The sequence below is a fragment of the Mucilaginibacter sp. P1_D10 genome, from assembly GCF_056406215.1.
In genome coordinates this window covers 313,390-334,590 of sequence record NZ_JBFUAP010000005.1, presented here as the reverse complement: position 1 = coordinate 334,590, position 21,201 = coordinate 313,390, and the positions used below count along the sequence as shown (strand labels likewise).

General features: G+C 45.6%; 22 protein-coding genes. 11 read left to right on the top strand and 11 right to left on the bottom strand.

Features of this window, described 5'->3' with window-relative positions:
- Window positions 1-42 precede the first annotated feature (42 nt).
- The gene (gene lon / locus AC1DYT_RS10180) at window positions 43-2,517 is read right to left on the bottom strand and encodes an endopeptidase La (protein WP_477469507.1); all 2,475 of its coding nucleotides are present in this window, start codon (window positions 2,515-2,517) and stop codon (window positions 43-45) included.
- 358 nt (window positions 2,518-2,875) lie between these two features.
- Between lon and AC1DYT_RS10175 the strand changes: the two genes are divergently transcribed.
- The 3 genes from AC1DYT_RS10175 (at window position 2,876) to AC1DYT_RS10165 (ending at window position 4,415) form a co-directional block, all read left to right on the top strand.
- Window positions 2,876-3,313 (top strand): DUF6934 family protein, encoded by a 438-nt coding sequence (locus AC1DYT_RS10175; protein WP_477469506.1) that lies wholly within the window; start codon window positions 2,876-2,878, stop codon window positions 3,311-3,313.
- Window positions 3,314-3,347: 34 nt separating this feature from the next.
- Window positions 3,348-3,518, top strand: coding sequence for a hypothetical protein (locus AC1DYT_RS10170; protein WP_477469505.1), 171 nt, complete (start codon window positions 3,348-3,350; stop codon window positions 3,516-3,518).
- Window positions 3,519-3,821: 303 nt separating this feature from the next.
- Complete coding sequence (locus AC1DYT_RS10165) at window positions 3,822-4,415, top strand: tetratricopeptide repeat protein (RefSeq protein WP_477462120.1); 594 nt, start codon at window positions 3,822-3,824, stop codon at window positions 4,413-4,415.
- On the opposite strand, the gene AC1DYT_RS10160 is transcribed toward AC1DYT_RS10165, so the two are convergent.
- Together AC1DYT_RS10160 and gpmI are read right to left on the bottom strand one after the other, a co-directional pair.
- The gene (locus AC1DYT_RS10160) at window positions 4,412-4,981 is read right to left on the bottom strand and encodes a hypothetical protein (protein ID WP_477469504.1); all 570 of its coding nucleotides are present in this window, start codon (window positions 4,979-4,981) and stop codon (window positions 4,412-4,414) included. The two genes, AC1DYT_RS10165 and AC1DYT_RS10160, sit on opposite strands and share 4 nt — an antisense overlap.
- Window positions 4,968-6,521 carry a 2,3-bisphosphoglycerate-independent phosphoglycerate mutase gene (gene gpmI, locus AC1DYT_RS10155; protein ID WP_477469503.1) on the bottom strand — a complete coding sequence of 518 codons (1,554 nt, stop codon included), beginning with the start codon at window positions 6,519-6,521 and terminating at the stop codon, window positions 4,968-4,970. Before gpmI ends, AC1DYT_RS10160 begins: the two co-directional genes overlap by 14 nt.
- A gap of 62 nt (window positions 6,522-6,583) precedes the next feature.
- Between gpmI and AC1DYT_RS10150 the strand changes: the two genes are divergently transcribed.
- From AC1DYT_RS10150 to AC1DYT_RS10130, 5 genes are all read left to right on the top strand, one after another.
- Window positions 6,584-6,979 carry a DUF4783 domain-containing protein gene (locus AC1DYT_RS10150; protein WP_477469502.1) on the top strand — a complete coding sequence of 132 codons (396 nt, stop codon included), beginning with the start codon at window positions 6,584-6,586 and terminating at the stop codon, window positions 6,977-6,979.
- A 45-nt stretch (window positions 6,980-7,024) separates the two neighbouring features.
- Window positions 7,025-7,873: a carboxylating nicotinate-nucleotide diphosphorylase gene (nadC, locus tag AC1DYT_RS10145; protein ID WP_477469501.1), complete on the top strand. Its 849-nt coding sequence runs from the start codon at window positions 7,025-7,027 to the stop codon at window positions 7,871-7,873.
- A gap of 48 nt (window positions 7,874-7,921) precedes the next feature.
- Window positions 7,922-8,569: a glycerol-3-phosphate 1-O-acyltransferase PlsY gene (plsY, locus tag AC1DYT_RS10140; RefSeq protein WP_477462125.1), complete on the top strand. Its 648-nt coding sequence runs from the start codon at window positions 7,922-7,924 to the stop codon at window positions 8,567-8,569.
- A 5-nt stretch (window positions 8,570-8,574) separates the two neighbouring features.
- Window positions 8,575-9,381, top strand: a complete 807-nt coding sequence (locus tag AC1DYT_RS10135; protein ID WP_477469500.1) for a M48 family metallopeptidase — start codon at window positions 8,575-8,577, stop codon at window positions 9,379-9,381.
- A 118-nt stretch (window positions 9,382-9,499) separates the two neighbouring features.
- Window positions 9,500-10,243 carry a YqjF family protein gene (locus AC1DYT_RS10130; protein WP_477469499.1) on the top strand — a complete coding sequence of 248 codons (744 nt, stop codon included), beginning with the start codon at window positions 9,500-9,502 and terminating at the stop codon, window positions 10,241-10,243.
- On the opposite strand, the gene AC1DYT_RS10125 is transcribed toward AC1DYT_RS10130, so the two are convergent.
- The 6 genes from AC1DYT_RS10125 to AC1DYT_RS10100 form a co-directional block, all read right to left on the bottom strand.
- Window positions 10,197-11,480 carry an anthranilate synthase component I family protein gene (locus AC1DYT_RS10125; protein ID WP_477469498.1) on the bottom strand — a complete coding sequence of 428 codons (1,284 nt, stop codon included), beginning with the start codon at window positions 11,478-11,480 and terminating at the stop codon, window positions 10,197-10,199. The genes AC1DYT_RS10130 and AC1DYT_RS10125 overlap by 47 nt on opposite strands.
- Window positions 11,481-11,581: 101 nt before the next feature.
- On the bottom strand, window positions 11,582-12,859 hold the full coding sequence (locus AC1DYT_RS10120; RefSeq protein WP_477469497.1) for an adenylosuccinate synthase: 1,278 nt from the start codon (window positions 12,857-12,859) through the stop codon (window positions 11,582-11,584).
- Window positions 12,859-13,500 (bottom strand): nucleotidyl transferase AbiEii/AbiGii toxin family protein, encoded by a 642-nt coding sequence (locus AC1DYT_RS10115; RefSeq protein ID WP_477469496.1) that lies wholly within the window; start codon window positions 13,498-13,500, stop codon window positions 12,859-12,861. The genes AC1DYT_RS10120 and AC1DYT_RS10115 overlap by 1 nt, the downstream gene beginning before the upstream one ends.
- A complete protein-coding gene (locus AC1DYT_RS10110) occupies window positions 13,455-13,748 on the bottom strand; it encodes a DUF6922 domain-containing protein (RefSeq protein WP_477469495.1) in 294 nt (97 codons plus the stop codon). Before AC1DYT_RS10110 ends, AC1DYT_RS10115 begins: the two co-directional genes overlap by 46 nt.
- Before the next feature lies 1 nt (window position 13,749).
- Window positions 13,750-14,220: a Fur family transcriptional regulator gene (locus AC1DYT_RS10105; protein ID WP_477462130.1), complete on the bottom strand. Its 471-nt coding sequence runs from the start codon at window positions 14,218-14,220 to the stop codon at window positions 13,750-13,752.
- 164 nt (window positions 14,221-14,384) lie between these two features.
- Window positions 14,385-16,610 (bottom strand): RelA/SpoT family protein, encoded by a 2,226-nt coding sequence (locus tag AC1DYT_RS10100; RefSeq protein ID WP_477469494.1) that lies wholly within the window; start codon window positions 16,608-16,610, stop codon window positions 14,385-14,387.
- Window positions 16,611-16,720: 110 nt separating this feature from the next.
- Here AC1DYT_RS10100 and AC1DYT_RS10095 point away from each other — a divergent pair, with 110 nt between their 5' ends.
- The 3 genes from AC1DYT_RS10095 to bshB1 are packed head-to-tail and all read left to right on the top strand — an operon-like array spanning window position 16,721 to window position 18,577.
- Window positions 16,721-17,335 (top strand): DUF4294 domain-containing protein, encoded by a 615-nt coding sequence (locus AC1DYT_RS10095; protein WP_477469493.1) that lies wholly within the window; start codon window positions 16,721-16,723, stop codon window positions 17,333-17,335.
- A complete protein-coding gene (locus AC1DYT_RS10090; protein ID WP_477469492.1) occupies window positions 17,335-17,835 on the top strand; it encodes a glutathione peroxidase in 501 nt (166 codons plus the stop codon). The genes AC1DYT_RS10095 and AC1DYT_RS10090 overlap by 1 nt, the downstream gene beginning before the upstream one ends.
- Before the next feature lie 16 nt (window positions 17,836-17,851).
- Complete coding sequence (gene bshB1 / locus AC1DYT_RS10085; RefSeq protein WP_477469576.1) at window positions 17,852-18,577, top strand: bacillithiol biosynthesis deacetylase BshB1; 726 nt, start codon at window positions 17,852-17,854, stop codon at window positions 18,575-18,577.
- A 199-nt stretch (window positions 18,578-18,776) separates the two neighbouring features.
- Here bshB1 and AC1DYT_RS10080 read toward each other — a convergent pair whose 3' ends face one another.
- Together AC1DYT_RS10080 and lat are read right to left on the bottom strand one after the other, a co-directional pair.
- Window positions 18,777-19,223: a hypothetical protein gene (locus AC1DYT_RS10080; RefSeq protein ID WP_477469491.1), complete on the bottom strand. Its 447-nt coding sequence runs from the start codon at window positions 19,221-19,223 to the stop codon at window positions 18,777-18,779.
- A gap of 202 nt (window positions 19,224-19,425) precedes the next feature.
- Window positions 19,426-20,757, bottom strand: a complete 1,332-nt coding sequence (lat, locus tag AC1DYT_RS10075) for an L-lysine 6-transaminase (protein WP_477469490.1) — start codon at window positions 20,755-20,757, stop codon at window positions 19,426-19,428.
- Window positions 20,758-21,201 lie beyond the last annotated feature (444 nt).

Sequence of the window (21,201 nt, the reverse complement as noted above, 5' to 3'; positions counted from 1 at the left end):
GCAGCGCAATTGCGCTGCTTTCAAATATATTTTCGGGGAAGATTAATTTATCACCGGTTTCGGTTCTTTTTCTTTCACCGTCAAATCCAGCGCGTTGCTTACCTTTTCGTTCAGCAGGGCTAATTCAACTACTTCCTTCATGTCGGTTACATAGTGGAACTTCAAATCCTTGATGTAGTCTTCTTTTATTTCCAGGATATCTTTCTGGTTCGATTTGCAGAGGATAATCTCCTTGATATTGGCGCGTTTGGCAGCCAGTATCTTCTCCTTAATGCCGCCTACAGGCAACACACGGCCGCGCAGGGTTATTTCGCCGGTCATAGCCAAATGTGGTTTTAATTTACGCTGTGTAAACGCTGAAACCAAAGCCGTAAGCATCGTAACACCGGCCGATGGGCCATCCTTTGGGGTAGCACCTGCGGGTACATGGACGTGAACGTCCCACTGCTCAAACAGTTTTGGGTTGATGTCGAAAGCGCTTGCGTGTGCTCTTAAATAAGCTAAAGCAATGGTAACCGATTCCTTCATTACATCGCCCAGGCTGCCGGTTAGGGTAAGCTTTCCGTTGCCGGGACTCAGGCTCGATTCGATGAACAAAATATCGCCACCAACGGATGTCCAGGCCAGGCCCGTTACTACGCCTGCGATGTCATTGTTCTCATAAAGGTCCTTATCATAAAAAGGTGCTCCCAGGATTTTAACCACATCTTTTTTGTTCACCGCAGGATTGTACTCTTCTTCCATGGCGATGTTTTTGGCAACGCCACGTACTACCGAGCCTATGCGTTTTTCCAACGCACGCACACCCGATTCGCGGGTGTAATCTTCTATCAACCGTTCTACTATCTCGTTTTTGATGATTACCTGCTTATTGTTTAAGCCGTGGGCTTCGCGCTGCTTGGGCACCAGGTGGCGTTTGGCTATCTCAATCTTTTCTTCGATGGTGTAACCGTTCACTTCGATGATCTCCATACGATCCAGCAATGCCGGCTGTATGCTGCTCAAGGAGTTTGCCGTGGCGATGAACATGATGTTCGACAAGTCGAAATCCATCTCCACGTAGTTATCATAAAAAGTGCTGTTTTGTTCGGGGTCCAACACTTCCAGCAGGGCAGAGGATGGATCGCCGCGGAAATCGTTGCTCACCTTATCTATCTCATCCAGAATAAATACCGGGTTTGCTGCCCCGGCTTTCTTTACCGATTGGATAATCCTGCCCGGCATGGCACCGATATAGGTTTTGCGGTGCCCGCGTATCTCGGCTTCATCGCGCACGCCGCCGAGGGCCATGCGAACGTATTTACGGCCTAAAGCTTTGGCGATCGACTTGCCCAATGATGTTTTACCAACGCCCGGAGGGCCAACCAAACAAAGGATGGGGGCTTTCATGTCGTGCTTTAACTTAAGCACGGCGAGGTATTCGATGATCCGTTGTTTTACTTTATCAAGGCCGAAGTGGTCCTTATCCAACACTTTTTGGGCGCGTTTAAGGTCGAAGTTGTCTTTGGTGAACTCGTTCCACGGTAAATCAAGCAGCAGTTCCAGATAGTTGATCTGCACCGAATAATCTGCAGCGGCGGGGTTGGTGCGGGTAAGTTTTTCCAGCTCTTTGGCAAACTGGGTCTTCACTTCCTTGCTCCATTTTTTCTTGAGGGCGCGCTGGCGCAGGTTCTCAATCTCCAAATCGGGCGAGGTGCCGCCCAGTTCTTCCTGGATGGTTTTCAGCTGTTGGTTAAGGAAGTAGTCGCGTTGCTGCTTGTCAAGGTCTACCCGCACCTTGGTTTGTATCTGGTTCTTCAGTTCCAGCATCTGCAGGTCTAAAGTCAGGTGTTCCAGCACCATGTTTATCCTGTCGCGCAGGCTGGCGGTTTCCAGCAGGTTTTGCTTGGCCGCCATATCCGCATTCATATTAGATGATATGAAATTGATGAGGAAGTTGGTGCTTTCGATATTGCGGATAGCAATACCCGCTTCGCTGGGGATATTTGGCGATAGCTGTATAATGTTCATGGCCATGTCTTTTACAGACGATACCATGGCTTTAAATTCTTTATCTTCCTTCGGCTTTACCTCTTTAAAAGGCTCAACAGTTGCTTTAATGTAAGGTTCGCTTTGTACCTCATCCTTTAAAACAAAACGTTTTTTGCCCTGCAATATCACGGTGGTGTTGCCATCGGGCATTTGCAGCATTTTAATGATAAGGGCAATGGTGCCCACACGGTTCAGCTGGCTAAAGTTAGGATCTTCGATACTTACATCCTGCTGTGCCACCACGCCAATAAGGCGTTTGCCTTTGTTGGCATCGCGTATCAGTTTGATAGATTTATCGCGGCCAACGGTAATGGGTATCACCACACCGGGGAACAACACGGTATTGCGAAGCGGAAGTATGGCTAAAATATCAGGGACCTGCTCGTTATTCATCTCTTCTTCGTCCTCTGACGACATCAGCGGGAAGAATTCAGAATCTTCGTTTATAGCAGCGGTGTTTTTAAAATCAAAAGGATCGAAACTCATCAATACGTTCGGTTAAGGATAGGTGAACGCCATATTGTCAGCCCCGGCAAGCCGCAAGCATATTAAATAGGGGTTGGCTATCAGTTTTATATATACAAATATACTGTTTCAAGCACTATGCCAATATAGGTTTATTTGAGCGGGTATTTTGGCTGTGCGGTTAAGTATTTGATTTATTAGACGTTGCGGGGAGGGAAATGTTTCAGGCGGAATTGGCGGGAGGAGGTGATAGTGGAAAAAAAGTCATGCTGGGGGGCTAACCATAAACGGAACGGTAGGCTTGTATATCAAAGAATTATTTAACAATTTGAGGTCGCAAATTGAGCCCCTCAATACAACCTTATCACTATCAGTATAAATGAATCTACCTCGTTATAGCTACCTAACCAAAGACTTTCAGAATTATGAATTTTACAGCGACGGGCCTAATGGTCGGATTAAAAAAATGGTCACGTTTGGACTTATTCAAGATGAGCCGACAATTTACAACCTTTCACTGGTTGATGTAGACCCAAATGGCGGGAAAAGCGACCTTACAATTAGCGATAATGGCGATAGAGATGTGGTCCTTGCGACAACCGCTTATACTATCATAGATTTTTGCATTCACTATGGAAATCATTTTATTTATGCAAAGGGAAGTACACCTGTAAGAACACGGCTTTATCAAATAGCAATTAACGCATCGATAGAAGAAATTAACATGGAGTTTGAGGTGTTTGGTGTTATTGATGATATGGCATACCCTTTTCAACGGAATGTGAACTATGAAGCATTTTTGGTGAAGAAAAAGTAAAATGCTATATTTGATGTATAAAGAAAGGATTTATATGCCTGCTATTAAAAAAACAAAAAGCAATATAATTTACGGCTACGGTAGTGGTGCTATTATAAGCGATAGCGTAAAAGACCACTCCAACGATCCATTTGTTTTGAAAAAGGTAGAAGAAGCAAAAATTGCTGTGAGTAAACTCGATTTATCGAAAATAAGACAAAAGTAAAATACTTGAAAATCTATAACGATAGAGCCGGTGACAAGTCGGCTTTTTTGTTTTTATGATTTTAAAATATCTTTAATATAAATATTTTTCTCGAGATACAATAAAGTATAATAATTGACGTTTAAGCATCAAATCCAAAAAAGCTTTGGTAGCTGCACTTCTTTGATACCCGTTCCTCCCCAAATTTTCCAACAAAAAATAGCGGCTTAGTATAATATTTTATACTATTGCAAGTTAATATACTACAATTTTGTTACACACGTTAGGTATTTAATGAGGCTCTCGGCAATAATTTCCCTTCTCGTGATCACATCGCTCGAATCATCGGCACAAAATGCCTATGTAAAATTGGGCCAGCAAGCCTTTATGGATGGCAATTTCAAGACTGCCGTGGCGCAATTAGAGAAAGCCTGCCTGGTAGATTCTACCAACGCCAACGCCTACTGGATGCTGGGCTACTCATATTACCACAGCGAAAACTACCGAAAATCCATCGCCGCCTACACTAAAGCTATCTTCATAAATCCGGTTGATGCCACGGCTTATTACTACCGTGCACGCGCCAAAAGCTTTTTGGGTAAAGATACCTACCTCTCGCCCGATGAAAGGGAGAAGTATCTGCTAGGTGCCATCTTCGACCTTACTAAGGCCATTGCGATGGACCCAACCGAGCAAACCAAAAGCTACCAAACCCGCGGCATTGCTTACCGGGAGTATGGCATATTTAAGCTGCAAGCCAACCAGAAAAATTACGATAAGGTGAGGGGCATCAACTCCTTGCGTGCCTCTGTTGCCGATTTGGAGAAAGTGTTGGGCGATAACCCCGGCCGCACAGATATATCTTCGCTACTGGATATTTCTAAAGAAAAGCTTGCTTCTGCCACAGGCAAGCACTAATTAAAAACGCCCTTTATAACATAGCCGTTGTGGCCCATTACTTTTATTTCCTGATTTTTTACTATTAAATAATATTCACCAGGAATATAAGTTAAAGTTTCGTCCGTATGATAGAGAATATTGTGGACGTAATTGGTAATTCGAATTTTGCTTATTTTGCCATTTCTATCTTCTATAATCTCAATTTCCCGCGTTTTTAACTCAGGGAATTTAGCCCGAAAAAAAGTATGGAAGCCATGAAAATTGGCTTTAGAATCTACATTGTAACTATCCTTCCAGGCGGGTTTGTTGATATCTGATGAAGTAAACAAATTAAATTCCTGCCCCCAGTTGGCAATCTTCAGTTTTTTGGTTTGGCTATCGCCGTTGTGGCTTACCGTTTTAGTGATGGTGGGGTTCAGCTTGGCCAACCGGGCAGAATCTGTCTTGAAAAACTCCTTCAGGTCGAAGTATTTTAAGGTAGCGCCGGTTTCCTTTATTTCGGGTTTGCAGGCGAACCAGCAGCATAGAAGCAGCAGTCCGCCTGTAACCAGGATATATTTTCGCAGTGGTTTATACCAATACATTACCACTCATTTCCTCGGGGATAGGCACGCCCATCATGCTTAAAATGGTTGGCGCGATATCGCCCAGTTTGCCATCTTTCACGGCTTTAACGTCGCTATCTATCACAATGCAGGGCACCAGGTTGGTGGTATGCGCGGTGTTTGGCGAGCCGTCGTCGTTTATCATGTAATCGGCGTTGCCATGGTCGGCAATAATGATGAATGAGTAGCCATGCGCCAAGCCGGTTTCTACCACGGCTTTAGTGCAGGCATCAGCCGTTTCGGCGGCTTTAACAACTGCACTGAAAACACCTGTATGACCCACCATATCGGTATTGGCAAAGTTGAGGCACACAAAATCGGGCCATTCGGCAATCAACTCCGGGATAATTGCATCGCGGATACCTGCTGCGCTCATTTCGGGCTGCAGATCGTAGGTGGCTACCTTTGGCGATGGTACTAATATGCGCTTCTCGTTGATGAATTCCTTTTCGCGGCCGCCGCTGAAGAAGAACGTTACGTGCGGGTATTTCTCTGTTTCGGCTATGCGTATCTGGTTTTTATTAGCACCTTCTAAAACTTCTCCCAATGTTTTGCTTAGGTCGTCCTTACGGAAAACAACGCTTACATTTTTAAAGGTTTCGTCGTACGAGGTCATGGTTACGTACTTCACATCCAGCGGGTGCATATTGTATTCCGGGAAGGGTTTCTGCGTAAGTGCCAGCGAAATTTCGCGGCCCCTATCGGTACGGAAATTGAAGCAGATAACCACATCGCCTTCTTTTATTACGGCAACCGGTTTGCCATAGCTATCTACATGTACAATTGGCAGTATAAATTCGTCGGTAACACCCTCGTCGTATGATTTTTGGATAGAGGCAATGATGTCCTGCGAACCTTCGCCTTCGCCGTTTACCAGCAGGTCATAAGCTTTTTTAACGCGTTCCCAGCGGTTATCGCGGTCCATTGCGTAGTACCTGCCAATGGCCGATGCCAGTTTGGCCGGGGTAGGAGCAATGTGTTGGTTCAGTTCGTCAATAAAGCCCAGGCCGGAGTTCGGGTCGGTATCGCGTCCATCTAAAAAGGCGTGGATGAATACTTTCTCTAAGCCCAATTGGGTGGTAGCATCAACCAAACCTATTACGTGCTTAATGTGGGCATGCACACCGCCATCGCTTACCAGGCCTATCAGGTGTACATCTTTATCGTTTGCTTTGGCGTAGTTAAACGCTTCCAGCAGGGTTTCGTTCTGCACAAATTCGTTATCAATAACCGCTTTGTTTATGCGGCCCAGTTCCTGGTACACTACACGGCCGGCGCCCAAATTCATGTGGCCAACCTCCGAGTTGCCCATTTGCCCTTCGGGAAGGCCCACGGCAAGCCCTGAAGCTTCCAGTTTAGAATTTGGATAGTTGGCTATCAGCGAATCGAAAAATGGCGTGTTGGCAGCCAGTATAGCGTTAGATTCGTCTTCACGGCCATAACCCCAGCCATCGAGTATAATTAAAGCAACTTTTTTATTATTTTCCACAATGCAAATATAAAAGCAACGTTTAAACATTATAATTAAAAAACGGGTTTATTTTTTTGTGCAACCTTTTTTTAGTTTATTGGTCATATATTATGATGAAACTAAAATACTTGCCCATTTTGGTGCTCCTTTACCTGGTACCAACTGTTTGTTTAGCCGGCCCCATCGATAAAATTGCCGAGCTGATAAAGCAGGGGAACGCGCACGAACTCGCCAAATATTTTGCCGCTACGGTTGATATTACCGTAGTAGATAATACCAATGTTTACAGTAAAGTACAGGCGGAAGTTATCCTGGAGAAATTCTTTAAAGAAAACAAACCCCTTTCAATTGCTGTGCTGCATCGCGTAAACTCCAGTGCCTCCTACAATTATAGTGTGCTTTTGCTTGCTACCGATAAAGGAAAGTATCGCGTTAGCTATACTATGAAGGAGGTTGAAAAGGAAATGGTGGTGATAGAACTACGCATCGAAACCGAAAAAACCTAATTACTCGGCAATTGTTCTTACTTTTGAACTCAAAATTCGAAAGATTTGGACAAACAACTTATACACCAATTTATAGTAAACGCTTTAAGCGAAGACGTTGGCGACGGCGACCACACATCTCTTGCCACCATTGAGGCCGGCACACAAGGCAAAGCAAAACTCTTAGTAAAAGATACTGGTATTTTAGCAGGCGTAGAACTGGCCAAAGAAATATTTGAGGTGGTTGACCCCAGCCTTAAAATGGAAGTTTTTTTGAACGACGGGGCCGAGGTAAAACCGAAAGATATTGCCTTTACCGTAACGGGCGATGCGCAAAACATACTGAAAGCCGAGCGGCTGGTGCTTAACTGTATGCAGCGCATGAGCGGCATTGCCACCAAAACCAACGAAATAGTAGACCTGCTACAGGGTACCAATACCAAAGTTTTAGATACCCGCAAAACCACCCCCGGCATGCGGTATCTGGAAAAGTGGGCCGTACGCATAGGCGGCGGCGTAAACCACCGCGTGGGCCTTTACGATATGATATTGATAAAGGATAACCATGTAGATTACGCCGGCGGAATAAGGCAGGCCATTGAAAGCGCCAACCGTTACCTGCAGGAAACCGGCAAGAAACTGGCTATCGAAATAGAGGTGCGCAACCTTGACGAGTTGGAGCAGGTATTGCAAACGGGCGGCGTAAATCGTATTTTGCTGGATAATTTAGATTTCGACACTTTAAGGCAGGCCGTTGGCATGATAGAGGGCCGGTATATTACCGAGGCATCGGGCGGGATAACTATCGATAACATACGCGATTATGCCGATTGCGGCGTAGATTACGTATCGGTAGGTGCGCTTACCCATTCTGTGAAAAGTTTAGACCTCAGCCTGAAGGCCGTTAAATTATAAATGAATATATTGCAGTATATAACATCAATTTAATATTATTGCAGGCAGATGCTATCAATCTATTCCATTTTAGCGCTTATTCTTGCTTATTGTTTCGGTTCAATCCCTACCGCCGTATGGATTGGTCAGGCTTTTTACGATATTGATGTACGCGAATATGGCAGCGGCAACGCCGGCGCCACTAATACCTTTAGGGTTCTCGGCAAAAAGGCCGGTATCCCGGTAATGTTGCTGGATATCCTCAAGGGGTGGACGGCTACCAACCTGGCCTATATCATCGGCGTATCCACCACGGGTGCCTACCATTCTGTTGCTTTTACCAATTATTCGTTGGCCTTAGGCGTGGCGGCTGTTATGGGCCACCTGTTCCCCATATTTGCGGGCTTTAGGGGCGGTAAAGGTGTTGCTACGCTTTTTGGAATGATATTGGCTATTAACCTACAGGCATCTTTACTTTGCGTGCTTGTTTTTTTAGTGGTTTTGTTATTGACGCAGTATGTGTCCTTAGCGTCCATCTCGGCAGGTTTCATATATCCCATCGGTGTAACGTTTATTTTCCCGGTGTCTATTAAATCGGTCGTTATTTATGGGATGTGCATATTTTTGCTGATTCTGGTAACCCACCAAAAAAATATAGAGCGCTTGTTGAAAGGTAAAGAGTCGAAAGTTAATTTATTCAAGAAAAAAACCGCCTAAGTACCATGAAGACATTTAAACCCCTACTGCTTGCCGCAATCGTGGCAATTACCATTTACGCATGTTCCACCGTGCCGCTAACCGGTCGCTCGCAATTATCGCTCGTGAGCGACGACCAGATAAACCCCGCCGCCGCGGCCAGCTATAAAGAACTACTTTCAGATCCTAAAACGGTTGTAGTAAGTAGCGGCACCGATGCCCAGCGCGTTAAACGCATAGGCCAACAATTGGCGATTGCTATAGAACAATATTTAAACACAAACGGTTATGCAAATCAGTATAGCTTCCAGTGGGAATTTAACCTGATTAAAAGCGACGAAATAAATGCCTGGTGTATGCCTGGGGGAAAAGTTGCTGTGTATAGCGGCTTGCTACCCGTGGCACAAACAGATGCCGGTTTAGCCGTAGTGATGGGGCACGAAATTGGCCATGCCATTGCAAGGCACTCTGCCGAGCGTATGTCGCAGCAATTGGCTTTACAAGCCGGGGGTACGGCGGTTGGTGCGGCAACGGGTAACAAATCTGCTGCAACGCAGGCCATCATCGGCCAGTTGTATGGCGTTGGCGGCCAGTTAGCCATGTTGAAATACTCGAGGGCGCAGGAATCTGAGGCCGACCGGTTGGGTTTAACCTTTATGGCCATGGCTGGCTACGACCCACGCCAGGCGGTTTCCTTTTGGCAGCGTATGGCAGCGCAAAATAAAGGCGGCACCCCGCCGGAGTTTTTAAGCACCCACCCATCAGATGCTACGCGTATTGCTAACCTGCAAAAGCTGATACCAGAGGCGCTGAAGTATTATAAAGGGAAATAAATCTTACTGGTCAATTCAACCACAAAGAACATAAAGATTTACACAAAGGGCACAAAGAAAAAACTTTGTGCCCTTTGCGTTTTTTACCTTTGTGTTCTTTGTGGTAAAATAACAAAATATGTCTAAATCCCGCTTCCTTACTGCCCAATGGAAAAACCTGGTAATGCTCAATTACGAGGTTGACCCCGAGATTTTGAAACCCTATCTGCCCGCCGCCACAGAAATCGACTTGTGGGAAGGTAAGGCCCTGGTAAGCATGGTAGGCTTCCTGTTTAAAGAGACCCGGGTACTGGGTATCAAATGGCCCTTTCACGCAAATTTTGAAGAAGTAAACCTGCGTTTTTACGTGCGCCACTTTGATGGGCAAGAGTGGAAACGGGGAGCCGTGTTTATCAGCGAGATAGTGCCGAAACCCGCCATTGTGCTGATAGCCAATAACCTTTATAAGGAGCACTATCGCGCCTTGCCCATGCGGCATTCTATTACCAAAGATGGCCCTAATCATACCCAATTCTTGTACGAATGGAAGCTTAAAGGCCGCTGGAATAAGCTCGGTGCAACCGTGCGGAACGCCTTAACCAAGATTGAACCCGGCAGCGCCGAAGAGTTTATTTTTGAGCATTACTGGGGCTATAATCGGCTAACTAACTATAAAACAATGCAATATCAGGTAGAACACATTGCGTGGCAGGTGGCAGAAGTAAAGGATTATGTGTTTGATGCCGACATTGCCGAACTTTACGGTGAGGCTTTCGTGTCATACCTATCGGTAAAACCATTCTCGGCCTTTTGGGCAAACGGTTCGGATATAGCGGTTAGGATAGGGGATAAACTGGTGCTTGACCCAACACTTCTAAAATAGCTTTCGCTTTTAGCTGGCACTCTTCATACTCCCGTTCGGCATCGGCGTGATAGGTGATAGCCCCGCCAACATGGAACGACAGGTACTTTTCTGCGGAATTATATAACAGCGTACGTATCACCACATTGAAATCGAAATCATCATCGGGGGCAAAGTAGCCTATAGCGCCCGAATATACGCCGCGCTTGCTGCGTTCGTATCGCTCCATTAGCTGCATCGCGCTTATTTTAGGTGCGCCCGTCATACTTCCCATGGGGAAGGTGTTCATAACGGCCTGTACGGCGCTTACATCGTCGCGTAGCTCGCACACCACCGTTGATACCATTTGGTGCACCTGCTTGAAGCTATGGATGCCGAACAGCTCTTCGGTTTTAACCGTGCCGGGTTTGGCCGAATGGGTAAGGTCGTTACGCACCAGGTCTACTATCATTACATTCTCCTGCAATTCTTTGGGAGTGCTGCGGAGCTCCTGCTTAATGCTTTGATCGATTGAACTGTCCTCATCCCGCCGTGCCGTACCTTTTATAGGCTGCGAGATGAGTTTGCTGCCTCGTTTGGCTAAAAATCTTTCTGGCGAGGCGCAGATGATATAGTTCCCTTTCCATTTAAAAAAAGTAGAAAAGGGGGTGGGCGACAAACTGTTTAATTGATTGAATATAGCAAGCGGCTCAATATCTGCATCTTCAGCATAAAACTCCTGGCAAAAGTTGGTTACGTAGATATCACCGCGAACAATGTGCGCCTTTATTGTTTCTACGGCATCGATGTATTCGGCCTTGCTGAAACGGGACCGGATGTTTACCGATGGTGCGCTATTGAGGGGAGAGAGTTCGAATCTCTCCACCTTTTCAAGAATTTCAGCTTCATCCTCCCCGATTATCTCTACCGTGTTTTTATTGATGGTGATGACGATTTGCGGGGCGAAGAAATACAAGTCGGGGAATTGGAGGCCGTCGGGGTTATCAGAGGATAAATCCTCTACCTCGTTTTTTAGATCATAACCAAAAAAACCGGTGATAAAACCGGAATTTTTCCTGCGGAAATCTTCAATTTTCTTAAAAGAATCGCCGCTGTTCGATGTTATTTCATCCTTTGCGCCAATGGCTATCAGCGTATCAAATTTTCCGTAGGGATCGGCGTAGTTGTTGCTGTCGAGGTAGCATACCGTATCAAAGGTAGCCGCCCAGGCGAGCGCTTTTTGTTTGAATAACTGTACATCGGTCGACTCGAATATCACAGGGCAAAGTTAAATAACAGGAAAATAAAAAAGGCCCTTGTTGGAGCCTTTAAAAATTGGTAAAGGTTTCCGGTGAGGACACCGGAAACGAGAGAAAGATTTTAGTGCAACACCAAAGTTTGCTTCCTATCCGGCCCAACAGATAGCCATTTTACCGGTACGCCGAGTTCCGCTTCCAGGTAATCAATGTAGTTCTGCAGTTTCTCCGGGATCTCGTTCAGTTCGGTAATGCCGGTTAGGTCTTCGTTCCAACCGTCTATTTCTTTCAAAACAGGGTGTGCATCAACCGAGCAAATATCGTAAGGCATGTAGTCTATCTGTTCGCCTAAGTAATTGTAGTGCGTGCAGGCATATATCTTATCGAAACCACTCAGTACATCGGCTTTAGTCATTACCAGTTGAGTAACGCCGTTCAGCATAATGGCATATTTCAGGGCAGGCAGGTCTATCCAGCCGGTGCGGCGGGGGCGGCCTGTGGTAGCGCCAAATTCGTGGCCTATGCGGCGCAGTTCTTCGCCGGTTTCATCGTTCAGTTCGGTAGGGAAGGGGCCGCCGCCTACGCGGGTACAATACGCTTTAAAAATGCCTATTACGTCGCCTATCTGGCTTGGTGCAATGCCTAAACCGGTACAAGCGCCGGCAGCAGTAGTATTTGAAGAGGTTACGAAAGGGTACGAACCAAAATCGATATCCAGCATGGCACCCTGTGCGCCTTCTGCCAGTACTTTTTTGCCGTCCTTAATGTAGCCGTTCACCAGATGCTCGCTATCTACCAGCGGGAATTGTTTGATGAAGTCAATCGCTTCAAAAAACAAAGCTTCGCGCTCGCTGAAATCAGCCACTTCACCATACATGGCCTGTAGCATTGATGTGTGCTTGTCAACCAGTTTCTGGTAACGTTCTTTAAAATCGGGCAGGGTGATATCGCCGATGCGTAAACCATTGCGACCTGTTTTATCCATATAGGTCGGGCCGATACCTTTCAGGGTTGAACCAATTTTGCCGTCGCCCATCTTCTTTTCAGAAGCAGCATCCAGCAATTGGTGGGTGGGTAATATCAGGTGCGCCTTTTTGGCAATCATCAGGTTCTTTTTGGTCAGCAAATCATGACCTGCATCCCTTAACTTATCCAGCTCTTTTTTAAGCGTGATAGGGTCAATAACGACGCCATTACCAATCAGGTTCATGGTATTATCGAAAAATATACCCGAAGGGATGGTGTTCAAAACAAACTTCTTGCCTTCAAACTCTAAGGTGTGGCCGGCATTAGGGCCTCCCTGAAAACGGGCTATCAGATCGTAACCTGCGCTCAGTACATCAACAATTTTGCCTTTACCTTCGTCGCCCCACTGGAGGCCTAATAATACATCAACAGCCATTAATTAATATTTTTTCTTATTGTTATGTAGTAGTCGTCTAATGCTTTTTTTATGATAGTTTTTACTTTCAGCCAAGTCATACCATCTAATGACTCTGGTGTTATTGTGTTCTCTGCATCATCAAAATATGATATAGAGCGAATGACTGCAAAGGTATCATCATAAGCATACCTGTCATTATAAAATTTAAAAAGATCAAATAATGTGTAAAACTCGAGCAACTTAGCTACATCAAAAAAGTCTTTTTTTACACCTCTGCCTTTTACCGCATTAAGTTTTAACGCTACCAAATCTTTTATGTCAGCAAATGGAATACCCTCTGTTATTTGAATAGGATTTAAAAACGGATCTTTTACCGAAACAAAATCAACCTTTACATCTTGAATTATACATTGATAAATAGGTTTACTTCTGTCATTTACGGTAATGATAGGTCCAAAAGCACCCTCCAACGCGGGAATTAATATTTCTTTATCAAGGGGAACATCGGTAAAAAAATCAAGGTCAATTGATTTCCGATGACCGTATATAAGAGATAATGCTGTACCACCAACCAACCTGAATTGATTTAATTCAGGCAAAGCAACCAACTCTTTTAAAAGTCCCAATGTTGCCGGTTCAACTGTTTCTTTTCGTAACATTTAAAGTCTGATGGCTTTAACTTAAACAAGTTACAGCAAAAATTTATACTGATGTCTGATAACCAATTTGCCTGTAAAGCCAATTGGCCGACTTCTCTAAAGCCATAAAATTTCAAAATATTTTCAAAGTCTTTGGCTTTTCCTCTTTCAATAACCTTCTCAACAACGTGCACAGCATTCTTCTCGTAGTCGATCTTATCCATATCGACATCCCAAAATGCTTGCTTGCTTAGAACGGGCTTATTCATGTTATTGTACTCTCCTGTCGCAAGAACCCGCGCGGAGTTTGGCGCAGTTACCATAGAGGTTTAGCGAGTGATGTTTTATCTCGAACTTCAGGATGTCGCCCATCATGCTTTGTATCTGCTGGATGCGCGGGTCGCAAAACTCAACCACCTTGCCGCAGTCGATACAGATGATATGGTCGTGCTGCTTATAGCCGTACGATTTCTCGAACTGGGCCATGTTCTTGCCGAACTGGTGCTTGGTAACCAGATCGCAGGATACTAAAAGTTCCAGTGTGTTATATACCGTGGCGCGGCTTACGCGGTATTTTTTATTCTTCATGTGGATGTATAAACTCTCCACGTCGAAATGGTCGCTGCGGGAGTATATCTCCTCCAGTATGGCAAAGCGCTCGGGGGTTTTCCGGAGGCTTTTGTTTTCGAGGTAAGCCTCAAAAATCTTCTTTACCAACGCTATGGTTTCCTGTACAGGCATAATGTTAAATTAACCCTCCAAAGGTATTAATATTTTATAAAACAAGAGGCAAGAGTTAAGAATCAAGACACAAGATAAAAATAATGCTCTTGGGTCCCTGTTCTTTCGTCAAACCTCTTGATTCTTATTTCTTGGTTCTTGACTCTCATTTCTTGCCACTGAATCTACGATACCTTCTCCGCCGTTACCGAATCGAACCGTTCCACCGAGGTGATGCCCTTTATCTGCAATATCTTTTTGGTGAGGTTGTTGAGATGTTCGGTGTCATTCACGTAAATCATTATCGAACCTTCGAAGATACCATCGTCGCTATCTACCGTAATAGACCGGATGTTTACCTTAAAATCGTTGGATATCACGGTAGTGAGCTTGTTTATCAGCCCCACCTCGTCGATACCGCGGATGCGCAGGCCGGTAAGGAAAGCCAGCTCCAGTTGTTTGGTCCATTTGGCTTTTACAATACGGTAGCCGTAATTGGCCATTAGTTTCGCCGCGTTGGGGCAATTGGTGCGGTGTATCTTGATGCCGTCGCTAACGGTAACGAAGCCGAACACGTCGTCGCCGGGGATGGGGTTGCAGCAGTTGCTCAGCTTGTAATCTATCTTTTGCAGGTCTTCGCCAAAAAGCAGCACATCGCTATCCTTGGTTTTGATGTTGCGCACCAGGGAGGCCAGCTGCTCATGCTCTATTTTGTCCTGCGGCTTGTTCTCAATTACCTTCTCCGATGCCTGGTACTCCTTCAGGTCCTTCATATCCAGAAGGCCCTTGGCTACATTGTAAAACAGGTCCTGCACGGAGGGGAGCTTAAAATAGTAGCTCAGCTTTTGGATGTTTTCGGAGTTGTAGGTAATCTTAAGCGATTTTAGCTTACGTTCCAGTATCTCCTTGCCATCTTCGGCTACCTTGCGTTTCTCTTCTTTTAAGGCCGATTTTATTTTGGCTTTGGCCTTCGCGGTTACCACAAAGCTTAGCCAGTCTTCTTTTGGCGTTTGCTTGCTGGATGTGATGATTTCTACCTGGTCGCCGTTTTGCAGTTTATAGCTAAGCGGTACCAGTTTGTGGTTCACTTTTGCGCCTATACAGGTAGCGCCTACATCGGTATGTATCTCGAAGGCAAAATCCAGGGCGGTGGCACTTAAGGGCAGCTGTATCAGCGCGCCTTTTGGGGTAAAGATGAATATCTCATCGCTGAAGAGGTTCATCTTAAAGTCGTCCAGGAAATCCAAAGCATTCGAATCGGGATTCTTCAGCATATCGCGCACCTTCTGCACCCATTGGTCAAGCCCGCTATCTGAGGATGATTCCTTATACTTCCAATGCGCGGCGAAGCCTTTTTCGGCAATCTCGTTCATGCGCTTGGTGCGTATCTGCACCTCAACCCATTGCCCGCGAGGGCCCATTACGGTGGTGTGCAAGCTCTCGTAGCCGTTGGCCTTGGGCGAGGATATCCAGTCGCGCAGCCTGTCGGGGTTGGGGCGGTATAGGTCGGTAATAATAGAGTATGCTTTCCAGCAATCTGCTTTTTCGTTCTCGGGCGTGCTATCCAGAATAATACGGATGGCGAAAAGATCGTATACCTCTTCGAAGGGTATCGATTTCTTCTTCATCTTATTCCATATAGAATGGATAGATTTCGGCCTGCCGAAAACATCGGCGTTCAGGTCCTGATCGCCCACCACTTTTTTCACCGGCTCTATAAAATCGCGGATGAATTTTTCGCGTTCGGCCTTTTTCTCGTTCAATTTGGCTTTGATGAACGAGTACATGTCGCGCTCCATATATTTCATGGAGAGGTCTTCCAACTCTGACTTTATGGCATATAAACCCAGGCGGTGTGCCAGCGGGGCATACAGGTAAACGGTTTCTGAGGAGAGTTTAAGCTGCTTATCGCGCGGCATAAACTCCATGGTGCGCATATTATGCAGCCTATCCGCCAGTTTTATCAGTATCACCCGCACATCATCGGCGAGGGTGAGCAGCATCTTGCGGAAATTCTCGGCCTGCAACGAACTGTTGGTATCGAATACGCCCGATATTTTTGTGAGCCCATCTATTATTTTGGCAACTTTTTTGCCAAATTCCATCTCAATATCTTCCAGCGTTACATCGGTATCTTCCACCACATCGTGCAGCAGTGCGCAAACGATGGATGTGGTACCCAAACCTATCTCTTCGGCCGCAATTTGGGCAACCGCAATAGGGTGGTATATATAGGGTTCGCCGCTTTTACGGCGCATATCTTTATGGCTCTCCAACGCCATATCGAACGCCTTGCGTATCATGCGTTTATCGCCCTTTTGCAGGGTAGATTTGCTTGCACGCAGCAGGGCACGGTAGCGTTTTAGTATTTCCGTTTTCTCGGCTTCCAGGTCAATCACTAAATCTTTCATGTATAGGCTAATATGCTACATATTATCATCAACTTGCAACAATAATTATTATTGCAGGTAGTTATAAAATAACCGGATTAAATGCGTTAATTTTGTGTTCAAGTAAATATATGAAAATTATTGCTTTTCTGCTTGTATTATGTTGCGTTTGCGGCGGCTTGAAGGCACAGGATAAACCTGCGCCTCCTGTTATCCTTGGCAAAAATGATACCATCAAAACTTTGGCAACAAAGGTTGACGGGGAAATCATTCCATGGATTGTCACGCCCGAAGTACGCATTGTAGATACCCGCATTTTTGCCAGCGCGCAGGATAGAGCGAACTATTTCCGCTTGCGTTACAACGTAATGAAGGTATTGCCCTATGCACAGTTTGCAGGCAAACGTTACCGCCAGCTGCAGCGCGACCTTGCGCTAACCGGCGATAAGAAAAAACAAAAGGAACTGATGAAGGCCTGCGAGATAGAAATTAAGGGCATCTTCAACAAAGAAATAAAAGATCTTACCATAAACCAGGGCGAAGTACTCATCAAACTCATTAACCGCGAAACGGGCAACACCAGTTTTGCCATGGTTAAAGAGCTAAAGGGCGGCTTCAACGCCTTCGTAATCCAATCGGTAGCCAAAATCTTCGGGCACGACCTTAAAGAGACCTACGACAGGGACGAGCAGCGCGATATCGAAGCGATATTGACAGCTGCCCACTACAACCCTAACTATAATTAATGGACAGCAAAAATATTTACGGGTTTAACGTTAACGCGTTAGATGGCGAACCTATCAGCCTTGCCGACTATAAAGGCAAAGTGCTGCTCATTGTAAACACTGCATCCGAGTGCGGGTTTACCCCGCAGTTGAAAGACCTTGTAGCCCTTAAGGCCGAATTTGCCCCGCAGGGGTTTGAGATACTGGCATTTCCCTCCAACGATTTCGGCGGGCAGGAGCCCCTGGAAGGGCAGGCGATAGCCACCTTCTGCAGCAATTACGGCAATAATTTCCCGGTGTTTGATAAGATGCGCGTGCGTGGCCCCTATGCCGACCCTTTGTACAAGTTTTTAAGCGAGAAGAAAGAGAACGGCGTGCTCAGCTCTGCCCCACGCTGGAATTTCCACAAATATTTAATCGACCGGGATGGCGCGGTGGTTGATTATTTTTACCCGTTTACCAAGCCAACATCTTCCAAAATCAGGAAAAAGGTACAGCGTTTGCTTACGCCTGATAAATAATACCCTACATCATATGTTGAAGTTAGATATATTAGTTTTGCCGGTACACCCCGATGATGCGGAGCTTGGCTGCGCAGGCGTAATTTTAAAGCACATTGCCCTGGGGCATAAAGTTGGCATTGCCGATTTGACCCGCGGCGAACTGGGTACACGCGGCACCGCTGAAATACGCGATAAAGAAGCCGCAAAAGCAGCAGAAATCTTGGGCCTTACCATTCGCGAGAACCTGGAGTTACCTGATGGCTTTTTTGAGAACACCAAAGAGTACCAGCTGAAAGTGATTGCTGCGATACGCAAATATCAGCCGGATATTGTTATCACCAATGCTTATCATGACCGGCATCCGGATCATGGCCGGGCTAATGAATTGGTGGAGGCAGCGAGCTTTTTATCGGGCCTGCGCCGTATAGAAACGCTTGACGCCGACGGCAACCAACAGGAAGCCTGGCGGCCAAAGCAAGTGCTGCATTTTATACAGGACAGGTACATCAAGCCGGACATACTGGTTGACGTTACCGAATATTGGGATAAGAAAATAGAGAGTGTTTACGCCTATGCATCCCAGTTTCACAACCCGGATTATAACGAGGATGAACCGCAGACCTACATCTCATCGCCCGATTTTATAGAACAGATAAATGGCCGTGGCCGCGAATTTGGCAAAAGCATCAACGTAAAATACGCCGAAGGTTTTACCTCGAGGAAGATATTGGGAGTGGATGATTTGTTGGAGTTGAGGTAGAAACCCGCCTTGTCATTGCGAGTCGCAGTGGGAGGGAATGTGCGGCAGCGCGACGTGGCAACCTCATAGGACAAGCGCCGGTGCTTTGCATACTCGCTAAATGTCCTATAGGGTTGCCGCGCTTCGCTTCGCAATGACATATTTATAACATAACATATAGCTTTAAACAAGTAAGGCCGCTCATTGCGGCCTTACTTGTTTAAACCCCTACGTATTCGAAGCGGTTGTTTTTGTCGCTGCGCTCGCGGCGCAGTTTGTTTTCTTTGGCAAGCTTCAGTAATATGCCAGATAATTCCGAAGTCTTGAAATCCGAATCGAATTTGTCTTTGCAGTACTCTGCTATAGACGATATGGAGTGCGGCGTACGGAAGAAATCGCTCGATAGCAATTGGTTCAATACTTTGGTAGCCCCCGGCTTTTTACGCCTTTGCAAGTTCAGGATTTGCTCGTCGTTATTTTCTACATTGGCTTTGCGCGCCCGTCTATTGAAAATTTCAGATCCTTCCGTTTCCACCCGCTCCGTTTCCATAATCTCGTCTAACAGCCTGTCTACAACTCTAACTTGCACGGCCTCAGACTGGAAAGAATTAACAACCTCAGCAATCTCCACCAGTTGTTTTTTTAATTTTTCAATTTGCCTGTTCATCCTAAATAGTAACCCTTTTTTTATATTATATAAGTTGATGTATTACAATACGTTAACTAAATGCGATATGTTACAGCAATGCATTATATAATAGTTAATAATATATACAATAACGTTAATTCGCGATAATAGTACTTTCTAAACGAAAAAAGCACCGGTTTTGTTAAAAACCGATGCTTGTAGCTATATTATTACAATTATATTATAGTGTAGGCAATATTTTTTCGATGTTGTATAAGCCCTCATCTATATGCTCTTTTTCGATGATTAGTGCCGGGCGGAAACGGATAGTGCGCTCGCCGCAGCCAAGGTACATGATGTTATCATTCAGTCCTTTATCAATAAAACTATTACGTGTAACGGTATCGGGGAAGTCGAAAGCGGTCAATAGTCCTTTGCCACGCACGTTTGTTATAAGTCCGCTTTTCGCTGCAATATCATGTAAGCCATTTTGCAGGTAGGCGCCGGTTTCGGCTGCTTTGGCGCATAATCCGTCCTCTTCAATAATTTCCATAATTTTTGCCGAGCGAACCATATCAACCAAACTGCCGCCCCATGTAGAGTTGATACGCGATGATACTTTAAATACATTACCCTCAATTTCGTCAACGCGGTTGCTGACCAGGATACCGCAAACCTGCATTTTTTTACCAAAGGCAATGATATCCGGCCTGGCGTTTTCGCCGAAGTGCTGGTGTAGCCAAAATTTGCCGCTAAGGCCTACGCCGGTTTGCACTTCATCATATATCAGCATGGCTTCGTACTCATCGGCCAGTTGCCTCAATTGCTCCAAAAATTCCTGCCTTACGTGTTTATCGCCCCCTTCAGACAGGATGGGTTCGATAATGATGGCACAAATATCATCCGGGTTGTTGGCGAATGCGCTGCGTATTTCTGCTATAGATTTTGCTTCCCGAAGCGCCAAATCAACTATATTATTCTCATTCAGCGGGAAGTGTATCTCCGGCAACGAAACCCTCGGCCAATCGAACTTGGCGAACCACTTGGTTTTTACCGGCTGCGTATTGGTTAAGCTTAAGGTATAGCCCGAACGGCCATGGAAAGCGTTCTCGAAATGCAGCACTTTGTGGCCTTTTTCCTGTGTGTGGCCCTTGGCGAAGTTCTTCTGCACTTTCCAGTCCATAGCTACTTTGAGGGCGTTTTCGATGGCTAAACTACCGCCGGCAATAAAGAAGGCGTGGGGCAAATAATCCGGGATGCCAACCCGACCGAAGGTATCTACGAAGTGCGCGTATTGCTCAGTATAGATATCGGAGTTGCTGGGGTTGGTTAGCGCCGCCAGCATCAGGTCTTTTTTAAAGGACTCGTCGGCCAGCATTTTGGGGTGGTTATAGCCTAAAGGCACAGATGCGAAGCAGGTAAAAAAATCCAGCAGGGTGCGGTTGTTTTTGGCATCGTAAATATGGACACCCTGGCTTTTCTCCATATCGAAAGTAAGGTCGAAACCATCGGCAAGAATATGTTTGCTAAGGGTGGCCTGTACGTTCTGCGGAGTGATCTGTGTAGTTGGCATAAGCATAAATGATTTTAACAAATCTAACAAAAAGGCCTCAAAAACAATAATTTAAAGGTTTTTGAACCGTTTGGCCAAAAAGTAACTTTAAATTAACTAAACCTAGTTTTTGAACCGAAGCGGGAAAGAGTATATGTGCAGATGTGCAGATTTTAGATGTCCGGACGCTGGGAAAATGCGTATTTGACATGCAAATGAGCTTCAACCACCGCGTCTTTGCGAGCAGCGGCGGGAAGGGGAGAAGCGAAGGGGAGGCGTGGCAATCATCGGCAAGCAGAGCGGACTTGCTACGCGGTTATATTGTCCCGGCAAGCAGGGCGGGTATCCAACGCGGCCATGCGTACCGATGATTGCCGCGCTATTACTGTTAAAGACGTTGTAGAGAAATCTGCAAATCTGTAGCTCAAAGCTTCGGAATTATTATCTAAAAAAAATATATCTCCT